The organism is Mesorhizobium sp. M0296 (assembly GCF_040321675.1).
GTDB lineage: Bacteria > Pseudomonadota > Alphaproteobacteria > Rhizobiales > Rhizobiaceae > Mesorhizobium.
In genome coordinates, this window is sequence record NZ_JAMYRZ010000006.1 from 1 (window position 1) to 14000 (window position 14000).

The following is a 14000-nucleotide window of genomic DNA, read 5'->3' on the forward strand; positions in this document are numbered from 1 at the left end:
ATGGCGCGCGAGGCGCTGGTGAAGAACCGGACGGCGGCGAGGAACAGGGCCAAGGCGCTAACCCTTCCCATCCTCAAGCGCCACAATGCCCAGCAGCTCAGGCAGATCGAACGTCAAATGGCTGCTGTCGAAAAGGAGATCACGGCGCTCATCCAGTCCGATCCCGATCTCTCCCGTCGCTTCGCTATCCTCGTCTCGATCCCGGGCGTCTCGGCAATCACCGCCTTCGCGCTTCTCATCGAAATGCCCGAACTCGGCACGCTCGGTCAGGGTCAGGCTGCTTCCCTCGCAGGCCTCGCTCCCGTCGCACGACAGTCCGGCAACTGGATCGGCCGCGCCTTCATCCGCGGCGGGCGAGCCAATGTCCGACAGGCACTCTACATGCCCGCCCTCGTCGCCATGCGCTTCAATCCCGATCTAAAGGCAAAATACCACCAGCTCACGGCCGACGGCAAAGCCTCAAAACTCGCCATCACAGCCATCATGCGAAAGCTCATCATCCTCGCAAACGCACTACTCAGGGACAATCGGACCTGGACACCATCTCTCCCTTGACCAACACGGATACTCTGGCGCTATGTCGAACTGTTCAACCGCCGCGACTGGGATGGGGTTCGGGCGTTGACCAGCGCCGACGCACAATTGCGGGTCGCGGATTGCTTCAAGGGCAGGCTGTCGGAATCACCTTACTTCGTCGAATATGAAAGAGCCTCGACGGCCTGGAAAATGGCGATTGCCGAGATCGATGGCCAGGCGGTGCTGCTCGTGCTCCACCATGGCGAAAACGGTTGGAAGCCGGCCCATCCGGTTCGGATCGAAGCCGCCGGCGGGACCATAAATCGCATCGCCGACTACTATGCCTGCCTTTGGATCATGCCGGCGGCAGGTGCGGTGGTCGTTTCCAGGCCGGCCTGACCAGCAACAGGACATGCAAGTGTCCGGCATCAAGCTCAATGGAATGGGATCGATGCCGGACAAGACATAGGCGGCTTACTGAAGCTTCGCCTGCAGGGCGTTGACGTCATCCGTCGTCATTTCGCCGTCGGTCGTCACCTTGCCGTCGACGATCTTCCAGAGGCGGAACGGGCCGGTGATGTCGCCGTATTTGTCAAAGGCGACCGGGCCGATGACGCCTTCGTAGCGGATCGGCTTGCCATCCTTGATCAGGCCGAGCGCCTTGGCGAACTCGTCCTTGCCGGCATAGATCGGCGTGCCGGCCGGGTCGACCGCCTTGTACATCGCCTCCTTGATCTTGGCCGGATCCTCGGAGCCCGCAATGGCGATGGCCAGGCCGACGATGGCGCCGGCATCATACGACCGGTCGGCCGCCGGGTTCGACGGTTCGATGCCCGAAAATTCCTTGTAGTTCTTGGTGAAATACTCGGTCGATGCGGTCGGGCTGGTGCCGGAGGAAGTGCCGTACGCATCCTTCAGGTAATCCGCGCCAACGGATTCGATGAAGTCCGGGCTGTTCATGCCGTCATTGAGCAGGAATTTCTGGACACCGCCCTGCGAAATCCAGGTGCGGGCGATGGTTGCGCCGTCGACAGGCGTGCTGACGAGATAAAGCCCGTCGGGCTCGCCGGCCATCGCCACCGTCACTTCCGAGGCATAGCTCGACTGCTTTTCATTGTAGGGCGTGTCGGAGACGATGGTGCCGCCGAGTGCCTTATAGGCGCGCGAAAATTCCGCCACCATGTTGACGCCGAAATCGTTGTTGACGTGGATGACCGACAGCTTCTTGAAGCCTTTGTCGATGGCATATTTGGCGGCAGCGACGCCCTGCAGCGCATCAGATGTGATGGTGCGGAAGAAGATGCCGTTGGTCTTGCCGTCGCGCCCGAGCGCCGTCAGCGTCGGCGACGAGGAAGCAGGCGACACCTGGACTATCTTGGCCGGAGCGGTGACCGAGGTCAGGATCGGGATCGACACCGAGGAGATAATGCCGCCGATGATCACCGGCACCTTCTTGACCTGCACGAGCTGCGTCGCGGCGTCGACCGCAATGTTGCCCTGGCTTTGGCTGTCGCGCGTGTCGGTCGCGAGATCGCAGCCGCGGACGCCGCCCGCATCGTTGATGTCGCGGAAGGCCATCTCGACCGATTTGGCGCCGGCCTGGCCGTACTCGCCGGCCGGGCCTGTCAGTTCCATGACGAGGCCGACGGTGATCTTGCAATCGGCGGCTCGCGCTGCGCCGGCCGCTGTCAGCAGTGCGAGCGCGGTGGTGATCTGAAGTATGGTCTTTTTCATTGTTGTTCCCCTTTCGTTGCACGACTCTCATTGATGTCTTGAGCCTGTTCAGCCTTCCGGCATCTGCAGCCAGGTTTCATGCAGATGTCGCCATTCGACGCCGTTGGGCGCCGATGAACTTGTGGTGAAAACGGCACTCGAGCGGCGGCGGCTATGTTTGCCGGCGCGCTGCTGCGCTTCGATGTAGCTGACGACGATCGTGTCGCCTTGTTGCCAGCCGGCCCGGATTTCCTCGATCGAGATGGTGAAATCGCCGTCACAAGTGGCGCGGCTTGCCCTGACATGGTCGAGCACCGCGTCACGATCGAGGACCTGGCCATCCGGCACAACCATGCAGAAGCCTTCGCCAATGACGCGTTCGAAGCGCCTGAAATCTGCATTGTCCGCACTCGCCGCATTGAACCAGTCGACGAAGAAGCGGTGGAGATCGACCACCTCGGCGCTGGCGCGGGAAAGCAAGGAGGGCTTTTCGTCCATGGCCGCGTTCATTTCCTGCCTGCATTCAAATTGTAATGCATGATCGAGCCGTGGCGGCCGTGACGGTCGCGTTCCAATGTGTAGACGTCGCCCAGCGGTCCACGGCTTTGCGCGATCACGGCAGCGATCCTCGCCCGGTCGTCGGCATCGAGCGCGACGTCCATGATTCTGGCATTGGCAAGGGCGTGCGCCTGGTTGCGGGCGCCGACGATGACGGCCGCCACTTGCGGCTGCTCCAGCACCCAGGCGCTGGCGATGGTGGCGATATCGACGCCGTGGCGGTCGGCGACGGCCTTCAGTGTGCGAAGCAACTCCTGGAAAAGCTCCCAGCCACCAAAGTCGTCAATGATCAGCTTGTATTTGACCAGCGATCGGTTTTCGAGCGGCGTCTGCGGCTCGGCAGCGCCAAGCCATTTTTCGCTGAGGAAGCCGCCTGCCACCGAACCATAGCAGAGGAAACTGACGCCGTGCCGGCTGGCGAGCGCTGCAAGGCTGTTGGCTGGCCGCTGGTCGAGCACCGAGTATTGCAATTGCTGGCTGACCAGCGGCACACCGGCGGCCAGGATCTCGGCCAACCGCGGCGTGTCGAAGTTCGTGGTGCCGATGTTGCGCACCTTGCCTTCCCTGCGGATTTCGTTGAGCCAGCCCATCGCTTCGACGTAGCCGGGCAGCGCATAGTCCCACCAGTGGAACTGCACGAGATCGAGCCGCTCGGTCTTCAGCCGCCGCAGCGACTGCTCGACGATGCCTCTGATGTAGTCGCGGCTGATATTGGAAAGCCTTTCCAGGTCAGGCACCAGCTTGGTGTGCACCTTCATTTTGGTGGCAGCGTCGAGGCCACGCTCATTGGCAAGGCGCAGGCGCGCCGCGCCGATCAGCTCTTCGACACCGGTATAGATATCGGCGCAATCATAGGTCCTGATGCCGGCGTCGAAGGTGGCGATCAGGTCAGTTACCGCCTGTTGGCGGTCGATCGCGCCGTGCCCACCGGCAAGCTGCCAGCCGCCGCGGATAACGCGCGAGATCGTATAGCCGGGGCTGAGCTCGAAAGCCTTGGCGGTCATCTCCGGTCATTCTCCTTCGGCAGCGGCACCGCCGTCGTTTCGGCATGGCTGAACCGCCGCTTGCCGGTCCTGACGATCCGGAGCCGGCTGGCACAATTGGGATCCGGACAAGCGATCTCGGCGTCCGACGTCATCCAGTCGTTCCTGTGGGTCGGGCGCTGCTTTGCGGCCAGAAGCGGCAACACTGCCGCAATGGAATAGATCGAGAAACCTTGCCCCGCCGGCATCGACAGCATCTCGCCCTTCAATTCGAAATAGTCGCCGGGCTTGGCGCCGCAATAGATCGGCTTGCCCTCGGGGACAACCGCCTCGACGCGAAGGTCGAAGAGTTCGAAAGTGTCGTCGGTCTCAGCCATTCAGATCTCCACCCGGGTGAAGGTGATGTCGCAGGCACCGTTGCGGCGGATCACGCCACAAGCGGCTGCGAATTTATCGCGATCCTCAGGCACCACCTGCGCGACGACGCTTCCGGCAAGCCAGCCGATCGGGAACAGCAGGCGTGCACCCGCTCCGTAGAACAGGCCGACGTCAAAGATGGCATTCGGGTTGCCGCCCCACATGCGCGGCGGCACGTAGGACAACACGATGTCGCCCGGCTGCGGCGTCAGCGTTGCGTTTTCCGCCGGCAAGGGCCTGGCATAGGTTTGGCCCTCAAGTTCGGCTGATGGAACCGGGCAGGAGATTTCCGGCCCCGTCCACATCGCATGGATGCCGGCAACGACGCGCGGCTGCTCGAGATACGCCAGCAGGAAGGCAGCGTTGTCGGGCGCCTTTTCAGGCAACAGCAGCGCGGTCACGGAAAGCATCGAGTGTGGCTCGGTGATGTTGATGCCAGGCACCGTCATGCCCTCAATCCTTCCTTGCTTGTGGATTGGAGCTTGTCGCGCAGAAAGGCGAAGGGCCGGCTGATGTCGGCCACCAGCGCCTCGCGCGCCGCTTGCGCATCCTGCCTGGAAAGCGCTGCGACGATGCTGCGGTGGTAGTGGGCCGTATCGACCTCGCCGGCGTCGGAGAAGGCGTAAATGGCAACGCGGATGCAAGGCCCGGATTGCAACCACAGGCTCTCGATCATCGGGATCAGCACGGCGGAACCGCAGCAACGGTAGATCTCGAAGTGGAAGCTCTGGTTGAGCGTGGCCTCGCGGTCGATATCCTTCTTATGCTTCAGCGCCCGCATCTCGTCCCATTCGCCGAGCATGGCCTCGACCGAAGCAATCTGGCGCGGGTTCATGCGCGGGGCGGCCAGCGCGATCGCTTCGCCCTCGATCAGAGAGCGGGCGCGCAAGAGGTCGTCGATGCGCTCCAGCGTGATCGGCGGCACGCGCACCGAACGGTTGGGAAGCGCCTCCAGTGCCTTCTCGGTGATCAGCCGTCCGAGCGCCTCGCGCACCGGCATGGTGCTGGTGACCAGCGCGTCGGCGAGGCCGCGGATGGTCAGAACCTGGCTCGGCTCGAAAAGGCCGCCGATCAAGGCGCGGCGCAGCTCCGAATAGACGCGATCCTGCACGGTCTCGCGGCCGACCGGCGTAAGCTGGGCTGCGATCACCTCATTGTTCTTTTCGATGGCGGCCTTCTGCATGGGCAATCCCGGTATTGGCCGTTTTCGTCTTGCGGAAGAAATTAAAGCCGAATAGCGTGATCAAAGCAAGTGTGATCACAAATCAAATCATAGGCGGTGAAGATCGCTTTCGGCCTGAGGGATTCATGGGCGACACGACGGGACGGCAGGAGGAGATCCGCACGCCGGTTCTGACGGCCAGGAACGTCGTCAAGCGCTTCGGCGGCCTGCTCGCGGTCAACAATGTCTCGTTTGACGTCCGGCCGGGTGAAATACTCGGCCTCATCGGCCCGAACGGCGCCGGCAAGACCACGATGTTCGACCTGCTCGCCGGCAGCATTCTGCCGACCAGCGGCGAAATCCTCCTCAATGGCGTATCGGTGTCGGGGGAAGCAGCCCATCGCCGCATCGGCCGCGGCCTTGGCCGCACGTTCCAGATCCCCCGGCCCTTGCCTAACCTGACGCTGATCGAAAACGTCATGCTGGCCGCGCAAGGACAGACTGGAGAAAAACTGCTCGCCAATTTCCTGACGCCCCGGCGGGTCGCTGCCGAAGAAAGGGCTGCCGAGACAAGAGCCGTCGAACTGCTCGAGCTCGTCACGATCGCTCACCTCGCGCACGAACCTGCGCGCGTGCTTTCAGGCGGCCAGCGCAAGCTGCTCGAGTTGGCCCGCGTGATGATGGCCGACCCGGCGATCATCCTGCTCGACGAGCCGGCGGCCGGGGTCAACGCAACCCTGCTCGAGATCATTATCGATCGCATCCGCGACATCAATGCGCGCGGCATCACCTTCCTGCTGATCGAGCACAATATCGACATGGTGACGCGGCTTTGCCACCGCGTCCTGGTCATGGCGAGCGGCCAGCTTCTGTGCGAAGGCACTCCGGAGGAGGTGGCGCGCGACCCGCGCGTCATCGAGGCCTACCTCGGAGGCACGGCATGAGCCAAAAGGTACTCGATGTCCGCGATCTCGAAGCCGGCTACGAGCCTGGCGTTCCGATCGTGCGCGGCGCTTCGATCACCGTCGACCAGGGCGAGATCGTCGTCGTTCTCGGTCCCAACGGCGCCGGCAAGTCGAGCCTTATCAAGGCCATCGCCGGCCTTGTCCCGATCACCGGCGGCACGGTGCTGCTGGACGGCAAGGATATCACGGCGTCGCCCGCTCACATCATGGTCCGCCTTGGCCTTGCCTTCGTGCCACAGACAGAGAACATCTTCCCGCTGATGTCGGTCGAGGACAATCTCAGGGTCGCCTGCGGCATCCTGAGGCCGCGCGAGGTCCCAGCCCGCATCGAGGAAATGTATGCGGCCTTTCCCGATCTCGCCCGTCAGCGCAGAACGGCCGCGGGCAATCTGTCGGGTGGACAGCGGCAGATGCTGGCCGTCGCCCGGGCGTTGATCGTCCATCCCAAGGTGCTGGTGCTCGACGAGCCGTCGGCCGGCCTGTCGCCGAAATTCGTGGCGATGGTGTTCGAGATGCTGGCCGGCATCCGAAAGTCCGGCGTTACCATTCTGCTGGTCGAACAGAACGCCAAGGCAGCGCTTGCCATTGGAGACCGCGCCTATGTGCTGGTCGAGGGCAAGGAGCGGCACCAGGGCGTCGCCTCCGAGCTCTGGAACGACCCGGTCGTGGCTGAACTCTATCTTGGCCAGCGCCGCCTCGATCTTGGGCAAGGAAGCGCGGCATGAACCTGCAATTCGTCGTCGACGGACTGCTGGCAGGGTCGATGATCGGCCTCGGCGCCATCGGCGTGACACTCACCTATTCGATCCTGCGCTTCTCGAACTTCGCCCATGGCGACTTCATGGCCTGGGGCGCCTATGCGACGCTCGCCGTGGTTGGCGCCATTGGCGCGATTTTCGGCAAGATCGCGCCGATCGCGCCCCTCTCCTTCGGTTGGCCGCTGATCGTCGCGCTCATCATCGGCATGGCGGCCACCGGCCTGCTGGCGCTGGCGCTCGACATGGTGCTGTTCGCGCGGCTGCGGGCCAAGGGCCAGGCGATCATCGTGGTGATGGCCAGCTTCGGCGCCTCGATGGCGCTGAGAAGCCTGCTCGAATTCATCTTCACCTCGCGTCCGACCTATTTCAGCCGGGCGATCCAGATCGCCATGCCGATAGGTTTCGGCATCCGCATCACCCCGGACCAGATCGCGCTGCTGCTGCTGACCGCCGTGCTGGTGCTCGGCGTGCATCTCCTGATGACGCGGACCCAGACCGGCCGCTCGATGCAGGCATTGAGCCAGAACGCGGCACTTGCCCGCATCGTCGGCATCGACGTCGCCAGGGTGGTGCGCGTCACCTGGATCATCGGCGGCGCGCTGGCCTGCGTCGCCGGCGTCATGATCGGCATTCTCATCCAGATCCGCCCGTTCATGGGTTTCGAGATGCTGCTGCCGATGTTCGCGGCCGCCATCCTCGGCGGCATCGGCAGCGTGCCCGGCGCCGTTCTCGGCGGCCTGATCATCGGCATGGCCGAAGCGGCTGCCGTGCAATTGATCGGCGCCGAATGGCGGGCAGCCGTCTCGTTCATCATCCTGATGGCGGTGCTGTTCGTGCGGCCCATCGGCCTTTTCGGAGTTAGGGAACGCTGATGGATCTGCTCGGCTACGGCGCCTTCTTCCTGACCACCGCGCTGATCTTTTCGCTCATCACGCTCGGGCTCAATCTGCAATGGGGGCTGACCGGGCTTTTCAATGTCGGGGTCGCCGGCTTCGTTGCCATCGGCGCCTACACCTCGGCGCTGCTGACCACGCCCGACGATGCCGCGCGCCTGGGCGGCTTCGACCTGCCGATCCTTATCGGCTGGCTTGGCGCCATGCTGTTGGGCGGCGTCGCCGCCGCCATCACCGGCATTGCCACGCTACGTCTGAGATCGGACTATCTGGCGATCACTACTTTCGGCGTCGCCGTCGTCGTGCAACTGGTAGCGCTCAATGCCCAGAAGCTGACCGGCGGGCCGTTCGGCATCGGCTTCATTCCGCGTCCGTTCGGCGGTCTTGCCGAAACGCCGTTGCTGTTCAACCTTTCGAACCTTGCGATCGTCTCGGTAGTGACGCTGATCGTCTATCTCGCGCTGGAGCATCTGTCGCGCAGCCCGTGGGGGCGCGTGTTGAAGGCGCTTCGCGAGGATGAGCGGGCCGCGATATCCCTAGGCAAAAGCGCACGGTTCTACCGCGTCCAGGCCTTTGCCGTCGGTGGCGCCATCATGGCGCTTGCCGGTGCGCTGCAGGCGCATTTCACCGGCTTCATCGCCCCGGACAATTATTTGCCGGCGCTGACTTTCCAGGTCTGGGTGATGCTGATCGTCGGTGGCTCGGGCAGCAACATCGGCGCCGTCATCGGCAGCATCCTGGTCTGGGCGATATGGGCCGGATCGGGAGCCTTGACCAGTATGTTGTTCTCGCCGGAACAGCAGGCCCGCGCCGCTTCGCTGCAGATCGTCGCCATCGGCGTGATGCTGTGCGTCATCCTTCTGGTCAGGCCGAACGGCCTGTTTGGCGACAGGCCGCGGCGTCCAAGGTTCGGCAAGCGTGCACGCGTGGCCCCCAGCGAGAGCGGCTCATGAACGCTGTGACCCGGCCGCACGGCGTTTCCCTTTGGCATGCCGTCAGCCGCGGTCGCCGCGACCGGCCCACCCTCGAAGGCGCACTCGATGTCGATCTGGCAATTGTCGGCGGCGGGTTTTCAGGCCTTTCCACCGCGCTGCACAGTGTCGAGAAAGGCATCTCGGTTGCCGTCCTCGAGGCGGAAATCATCGCCTGGGGGGCAACCGGCAGGAATGCCGGCTTCGTCGTGCCGAATTTCGCGAAAAGAGACCCCGACGATATCATTGCCCAGCTCGGGCCCGAACGCGGCGAACGCCTTGTCGATTTCGCCGCCGGCAGCGCCGACCTCGTCTTCGACCTGATCAGGCGGCATGCCATCGAATGCGATGCCGTCCAGAGCGGCTGGATACAACCAGCCCATTCACCGGCCGCTTTGCAAAAGACCAGATCGCGCGCCGAACAATGGGCACCACGCGGAAGGCCGGCTGTTGCGCTGGATAGACAGGCGGTCGAAGGGCTGACCGGCGTTCGCGGTTATCTCGGCGGCTGGATCGACAGATCGGGTGGCGTCCTCAATCCGGTCGAATATGCGCGCGGATTGGCCGACGCGGCGGAAAAGGCCGGAGCGCGCATCTTCGAGCATTCGCGTGTCGCGTCGATCGATCACATAGGCGATGGTTGGGCTTTGAAGACGGCCTCCGGTTCGGTGCGTGCCGAAAAAGTGCTGGTCGCCACCAATGCCTATGGCGGGTCGCTGAACCGCACGCTTGAGCGAACCTACATCCCGCTGAAAATCTTCCAGATCGCGACGGCGCCGCTGCCGCGTGAAATACGCACTCGCCTGCTTCCTGGCGGGCAAGGCGTCGGCGACACAAGACGCAATCTCTTCACCTTCCGCTTCGATGGCGAAAACAGGCTGATCACCGGCGGCATGCATGTTTTTGGCCCCGGTGCCGACACGCGGGTGCCGCGGGCGATCTGGCGGCGGCTTGCCGGGCATCTCGATCTCCCGGACATCCCGCCGCTTGAATACAGCTGGTCGGGGATGGCTGCCGTCGAGCCCGACTTCCTGCCGCACCTCGTCGATCTCGGCCCCGGGCTGATCGCCGGCTTGGCGTGCAACGGACGCGGCATCGCCATGACCACTGCGATGGGCAAGGTGCTTGCGGATTGGGCTGATGGAACAAAGCCTCAGGATTTGCCGCTGCCGTTTGCGCCGCCGTCGCCGATCCCGTTCCATAGCCTGATGCGGCATGCACCAAACATGGTGCTCCCCTGGAGCATGCTGCGCGACCGGCTGGATGGCTGATCGACGTGCGTCTCCGGCCGCCGTCCTGATACCCGAACTGCTAGACTCGCCCACATCATATTGTTAACGACAGCGGATGAAGCAGAACTATCTTTATCTCATCATCGGCGCTTTGGCCGTCGCCGTTATTGCGTTGGGGATTTACGTTTATCGCGAGGAGACTAGGCCGAAAGGCGTGGAACTTCGCATCGACGATTCCGGCATTTCAGTTCAGGAAAAATAGACCGCGTAGTCCTGTTGCCCGGCTTTGCACTGGAAGTCGGCTTGTACCGCCTCACCCCAACTCCAACGTCGTTATCGCAAAAACTCCGGACTGCTTGAGCTGCGGCGCCTTTCCCTTGTACATCCGAGCCGTCTCGAAGCCCGGTTGAAGGCCTGCGGACGACAGCAAGTCTGCAAATTGCCGGCTGGTTTCGGGAACGTCGAGATGGACGTTTCCGGGACCGGACATGTGCGCGAGCGCGGCGAAGAGATGGCTTGCCGCGTCCAGGCTGTCGGCAAAGAGCGGGCCGATCTTGCAGCCGTCCCGGCATTGGCGCGCGACGCCGTATCCCGCAATGGCGCCGTGCTTGAGGATCGCAAGCGCCATATGCGGCGGGCGCAGCCAGTGTTCCAGGAAGGATCGCCTCGGGCCGGGAAAGAAGCGGCGATCATAGTCCAGTATGTCCGGCACGAGTTCCGGCCCTATGGCGCGAATGTCGTTGCCGACTGCTGCCGGGACATTCGGTGACCCCATGAACCGGATCGTCCGGTAGGCCGGTGCAAAACCCATGCTGCGGTAGTTGGCCTGCTGTTCGACGACACCGTCGAGGCCGATCGTGCGCTTGCCGAGCCGCGCCGTGCCGGCATCCCAAACGACCTTGCCATGGCCTTGGCCACGCTTGTCCGGCCGGCAGATGTAGAGGCCGATGAAGCCGAAACCGTCGCCATAGGCAACGGCCGAAATGCCGGCCGCCATCTCGCCATCGATAAAGGCGCCGATGAAGCCCTGCGGGTCGGCTGCCTGAAACAGCGCGGCATCGTTAAGGCCGGGATTCCAGCCTTCCGCCGCCGCCCAATCGACTAGGGTTTGCACTTCCTCACGTGCGAGCGTTCGGATCGTTCGGGGCATTGCGATCACTCGGCGGCGCCAGGCGCGAAGGATTTCAACGCGCCATGATAAGACTTTGCCAACGGGCTTGCATAGGCGCCGCGCTTGGATGTCGTCAGGCCAAGGGCGATCAATGCCTCGGCCTGTTTCACGGCAGCGCCCACGCCGTCGATGACCGGAAGCCCGAATTCCCGCTGCAGCGCCGCCGCCAGATCGGCCATGCCGGCGCAGCCGAGCACGATCGCCTCGGCGCGATCCTCGTCGATGGCGCGCGCAATCTCGTTGCGCAGCCTGAGCAGTGCGTCGGACGCCGGATCTTCGAGGGCAAGAACCGGGATGTCGGCGGCGCGCACACGCGCGCGCCCTGCCATGCCATAGCGCTGCACCAACCCTTCGACCGGCACGCGCGAACGTCCGGTGGTGGTGACGACGGTGAAGCGCTGGGCGATGAACGAGGCCGTGCTGAGCGATGCCTCGCAAATGCCGATGACCGGAATGTTGGCCATGGCGCGCGCGGCATCGAGGCCGGTGTCGTCGAAACAGGCAATGATCGCGGCTTGCGCGCCCGAGCGTTCGCCGGCGGCGATCTCGACCAGCAGGCCGGGCACGGCAAGTGCTTCATCGTAATAGCCTTCGATCGATACAGGTCCCATCGACGAGGTGACGGCAACGATCTTCGTCGATTGGGCAGCGACCGATCGGGCTGCCGCCGCGATAGTGTCGGTCATGCTGGCGGTGGTGTTTGGATTGACGACGAGGATCTGCACTGTCAGGCACGCTCGCGGCGGCGGCCGACATAGACGATTGCGCCGAGCGTCAGCAGGATCACTAGGAAGGAAAACACGGTCGTCACGGTGCCCAGCGCATAGAGCACCGGCGTCGTGACATTGGTCGTCATGCCGTAGATTTCGAGCGGCAAGGTGTTGAACGTGCCCGAGGTCATCAGCGTGCGGGCGAACTCGTCATATGACAGAGTGAAGCCGAACAGGCCGACGCCGATCAGGCTGGGCGCGATCATCGGCAGCACGACATGTGCGAAGGTCTGCCACGACGATGCTCCGAGATCGCGCGCGGCTTCCTCATAGGCTGGCGAGAACCGGTTGAAGACAGCAAACATAATCAGCACGCCGAAAGGCAAGGTCCAGGTCAGATGGGCGCCGAAAGCGGAGGTGTACCAGGCGGGGCGGAAGCCGATCTGCTGGAAGACGACGCCGATGCCGAGACTGATGATGATCGACGGCACGACCAGGCTGGCGACGGCCAGATAGAACAGTGCGGTTGCGCCGCGAAATTTCTGCCGGAAGGCCAGGCCGGCGAGCAGCGACACGGCGACAGTGACGACCATCACCATCAGGCCAAGGACGAGCGAGCGTTTGAAGCTGCCGCCGAAGTCGCCGACCGCCTGGCGCTCGAACAAATTGGCGAACCAGTGCAGCGACACGCCGTTCAGCGGAAATGTCAGACCGCCGTTCTCGCCCTGGAAAGAGAGGATCAGGATCGCCGAAAGCGGGCCGTAGAGGAACAACACGAAAAGACCGAAGAACGCCGCCAACACATAGAATTCGAGGGTGCGCTTGTCCTGGCTCATCGCCTCACAGCTCCTTGCGGATGTCGACGATGCGCAGGATGCCCGCGACCATCAGCAGCACCAGCACCAAGAGCACGACGGCGTTGGCGGCGGCTGCCGGATATTGCAGCAGCGACATCTGGTTCTTCATCATCAGCGCGACGGAGGCGCTCTGCCCGCCGGACATCACCTGCACCGTCGAGAAATCGGCCATCACCAGGGTGACGACGAAAATGGTGCCGATCGCCATGCCGGGCTTGGCGAGCGGAATGACGACGTTCCACAGAACCTGCCAGCCGGAAGCGCCGGCGTCGCGCGCGGCTTCTATCAACGACTTGTCGATGCGCATCAGCGTGTTGAAGATCGGCGTCACCATGAACAGCGTATAGAGATGCACCATGGCCAGCACCACGGCGAATTCGGAATAGAGCAGCCATTCGATCGGCTTCGGGATCAGCCCCATTTGCACCAGCGTCGAGTTGACCAGGCCATTGCGGCCAAGCACCGGAATCCACGAGATCATGCGGATGATGTTGGAGGTCAGGAACGGCACCGTGCAGACAAGGAACAGCACCATCTGCATGGCCGTGGTCCTGATATGGAAGGCAAGGAAATAGGCGACCCAGAAACCGATGAACAGCGTCAGCGCCCAGACGATGGCGGCGTATTTCAGCGTATTCAGGTAGGTTTTCCAGGTGACCCAGGAGCCGAGCGTGTCGGAATAATTGGTGGTCAGGAAATCCGGATACATCGCCGCGAAATCGTAATCCCAGAATGAGACCACGGCGATCATCAGGATCGGCAGCAGGAGGAACGCGCCGAGGATCAGGGCAAGTGGTGTTGCCTGGAGATAGGGTGCGATGGCGGCAAAGGAGCGCCTACGTCTGGCAGGCTTTGTGGCAATGGTTGCGGGCTGATCGAGTGCCACTGTCATCTGGAACAGCCTCGGTGGTATTTTGCCGGGCTGTGATCCTTCGCGCCCCCCTCTGTCCTGCCGGACATCTCCCCCACAAGGGGGGAGATTGGCTTGCATGCCGACCCACGCCAATGATCGCCGTATGACGAAGAGCGCTGAAGAGAGCCACAGCCGATCTCCCCCCTTGTGGGGGAGATGTCCGGCAGGACAGAGGGGGGCG

Annotated in this window: 18 protein-coding genes; 8 read left to right on the forward strand and 10 right to left on the reverse strand. The window is 63.3% G+C overall.

Going from position 1 to position 14000, the window contains the following annotated elements; genetic code table 11:
• Together NKI97_RS08045 and NKI97_RS08050 are read left to right on the forward strand one after the other, a co-directional pair.
• A partial coding sequence (locus NKI97_RS08045; protein WP_352833467.1) for a transposase occupies window positions 1-555 on the forward strand: 555 nt, incomplete at its 5' end.
• Between the two features lie 66 nt (window positions 556-621).
• Window positions 622-915: a hypothetical protein gene (locus NKI97_RS08050; protein ID WP_352833470.1), complete on the forward strand. Its 294-nt coding sequence runs from the start codon at window positions 622-624 to the stop codon at window positions 913-915.
• Between the two features lie 75 nt (window positions 916-990).
• Here the strand turns inward: NKI97_RS08050 and NKI97_RS08055 are convergent, their stop codons facing one another.
• The 6 genes from NKI97_RS08055 to NKI97_RS08080 are packed head-to-tail and all read right to left on the reverse strand — an operon-like array spanning window position 991 to window position 5370.
• Entirely contained in the window at window positions 991-2250 is a 1260-nt protein-coding gene (locus NKI97_RS08055; protein WP_352452388.1) for an ABC transporter substrate-binding protein, read from the reverse strand.
• A gap of 48 nt (window positions 2251-2298) precedes the next feature.
• Window positions 2299-2727, reverse strand: a complete 429-nt coding sequence (locus tag NKI97_RS08060; protein ID WP_352452387.1) for a DUF4440 domain-containing protein — start codon at window positions 2725-2727, stop codon at window positions 2299-2301.
• Window positions 2728-2735: 8 nt separating this feature from the next.
• Window positions 2736-3791: an aldo/keto reductase gene (locus NKI97_RS08065; protein WP_352452386.1), complete on the reverse strand. Its 1056-nt coding sequence runs from the start codon at window positions 3789-3791 to the stop codon at window positions 2736-2738.
• Complete coding sequence (locus NKI97_RS08070) at window positions 3788-4147, reverse strand: TIGR04076 family protein (protein ID WP_352452385.1); 360 nt, start codon at window positions 4145-4147, stop codon at window positions 3788-3790. The genes NKI97_RS08065 and NKI97_RS08070 overlap by 4 nt, the downstream gene beginning before the upstream one ends.
• Entirely contained in the window at window positions 4148-4636 is a 489-nt protein-coding gene (locus tag NKI97_RS08075) for a DUF3830 family protein (RefSeq protein WP_031211593.1), read from the reverse strand. It abuts the gene before it with no gap.
• Window positions 4633-5370 carry a GntR family transcriptional regulator gene (locus NKI97_RS08080; protein ID WP_352833473.1) on the reverse strand — a complete coding sequence of 246 codons (738 nt, stop codon included), beginning with the start codon at window positions 5368-5370 and terminating at the stop codon, window positions 4633-4635. The genes NKI97_RS08075 and NKI97_RS08080 overlap by 4 nt, the downstream gene beginning before the upstream one ends.
• Before the next feature lie 125 nt (window positions 5371-5495).
• Here NKI97_RS08080 and NKI97_RS08085 point away from each other — a divergent pair, with 125 nt between their 5' ends.
• The 6 genes from NKI97_RS08085 to NKI97_RS08110 all read left to right on the forward strand — a co-directional run bounded on the left by NKI97_RS08085 (window position 5496) and on the right by NKI97_RS08110 (window position 10430).
• Window positions 5496-6293: an ABC transporter ATP-binding protein gene (locus NKI97_RS08085; protein WP_352452382.1), complete on the forward strand. Its 798-nt coding sequence runs from the start codon at window positions 5496-5498 to the stop codon at window positions 6291-6293.
• Complete coding sequence (locus NKI97_RS08090) at window positions 6290-7039, forward strand: ABC transporter ATP-binding protein (RefSeq protein WP_352452381.1); 750 nt, start codon at window positions 6290-6292, stop codon at window positions 7037-7039. The genes NKI97_RS08085 and NKI97_RS08090 overlap by 4 nt, the downstream gene beginning before the upstream one ends.
• Complete coding sequence (locus NKI97_RS08095; RefSeq protein ID WP_023676066.1) at window positions 7036-7944, forward strand: branched-chain amino acid ABC transporter permease; 909 nt, start codon at window positions 7036-7038, stop codon at window positions 7942-7944. Before NKI97_RS08090 ends, NKI97_RS08095 begins: the two co-directional genes overlap by 4 nt.
• Window positions 7941-8918, forward strand: a complete 978-nt coding sequence (locus tag NKI97_RS08100) for a branched-chain amino acid ABC transporter permease (protein WP_023676067.1) — start codon at window positions 7941-7943, stop codon at window positions 8916-8918. Before NKI97_RS08095 ends, NKI97_RS08100 begins: the two co-directional genes overlap by 4 nt.
• Window positions 8915-10207 (forward strand): NAD(P)/FAD-dependent oxidoreductase, encoded by a 1293-nt coding sequence (locus tag NKI97_RS08105; RefSeq protein WP_352743899.1) that lies wholly within the window; start codon window positions 8915-8917, stop codon window positions 10205-10207. The genes NKI97_RS08100 and NKI97_RS08105 overlap by 4 nt, the downstream gene beginning before the upstream one ends.
• 76 nt (window positions 10208-10283) lie before the next feature.
• The gene (locus NKI97_RS08110) at window positions 10284-10430 is read left to right on the forward strand and encodes a hypothetical protein (protein ID WP_352452379.1); all 147 of its coding nucleotides are present in this window, start codon (window positions 10284-10286) and stop codon (window positions 10428-10430) included.
• A 51-nt stretch (window positions 10431-10481) separates the two neighbouring features.
• Here the strand turns inward: NKI97_RS08110 and NKI97_RS08115 are convergent, their stop codons facing one another.
• The 4 genes from NKI97_RS08115 to NKI97_RS08130 are packed head-to-tail and all read right to left on the reverse strand — an operon-like array spanning window position 10482 to window position 13798.
• Entirely contained in the window at window positions 10482-11318 is an 837-nt protein-coding gene (locus tag NKI97_RS08115; RefSeq protein WP_352451585.1) for a GNAT family N-acetyltransferase, read from the reverse strand.
• 5 nt (window positions 11319-11323) lie between these two features.
• A complete protein-coding gene (locus NKI97_RS08120; protein WP_352688645.1) occupies window positions 11324-12064 on the reverse strand; it encodes an aspartate/glutamate racemase family protein in 741 nt (246 codons plus the stop codon).
• Between the two features lie 2 nt (window positions 12065-12066).
• Window positions 12067-12885 carry an ABC transporter permease gene (locus tag NKI97_RS08125; protein ID WP_352451583.1) on the reverse strand — a complete coding sequence of 273 codons (819 nt, stop codon included), beginning with the start codon at window positions 12883-12885 and terminating at the stop codon, window positions 12067-12069.
• Window positions 12886-12889: 4 nt separating this feature from the next.
• The gene (locus tag NKI97_RS08130; RefSeq protein WP_352688642.1) at window positions 12890-13798 is read right to left on the reverse strand and encodes an ABC transporter permease; all 909 of its coding nucleotides are present in this window, start codon (window positions 13796-13798) and stop codon (window positions 12890-12892) included.
• Window positions 13799-14000 lie beyond the last annotated feature (202 nt).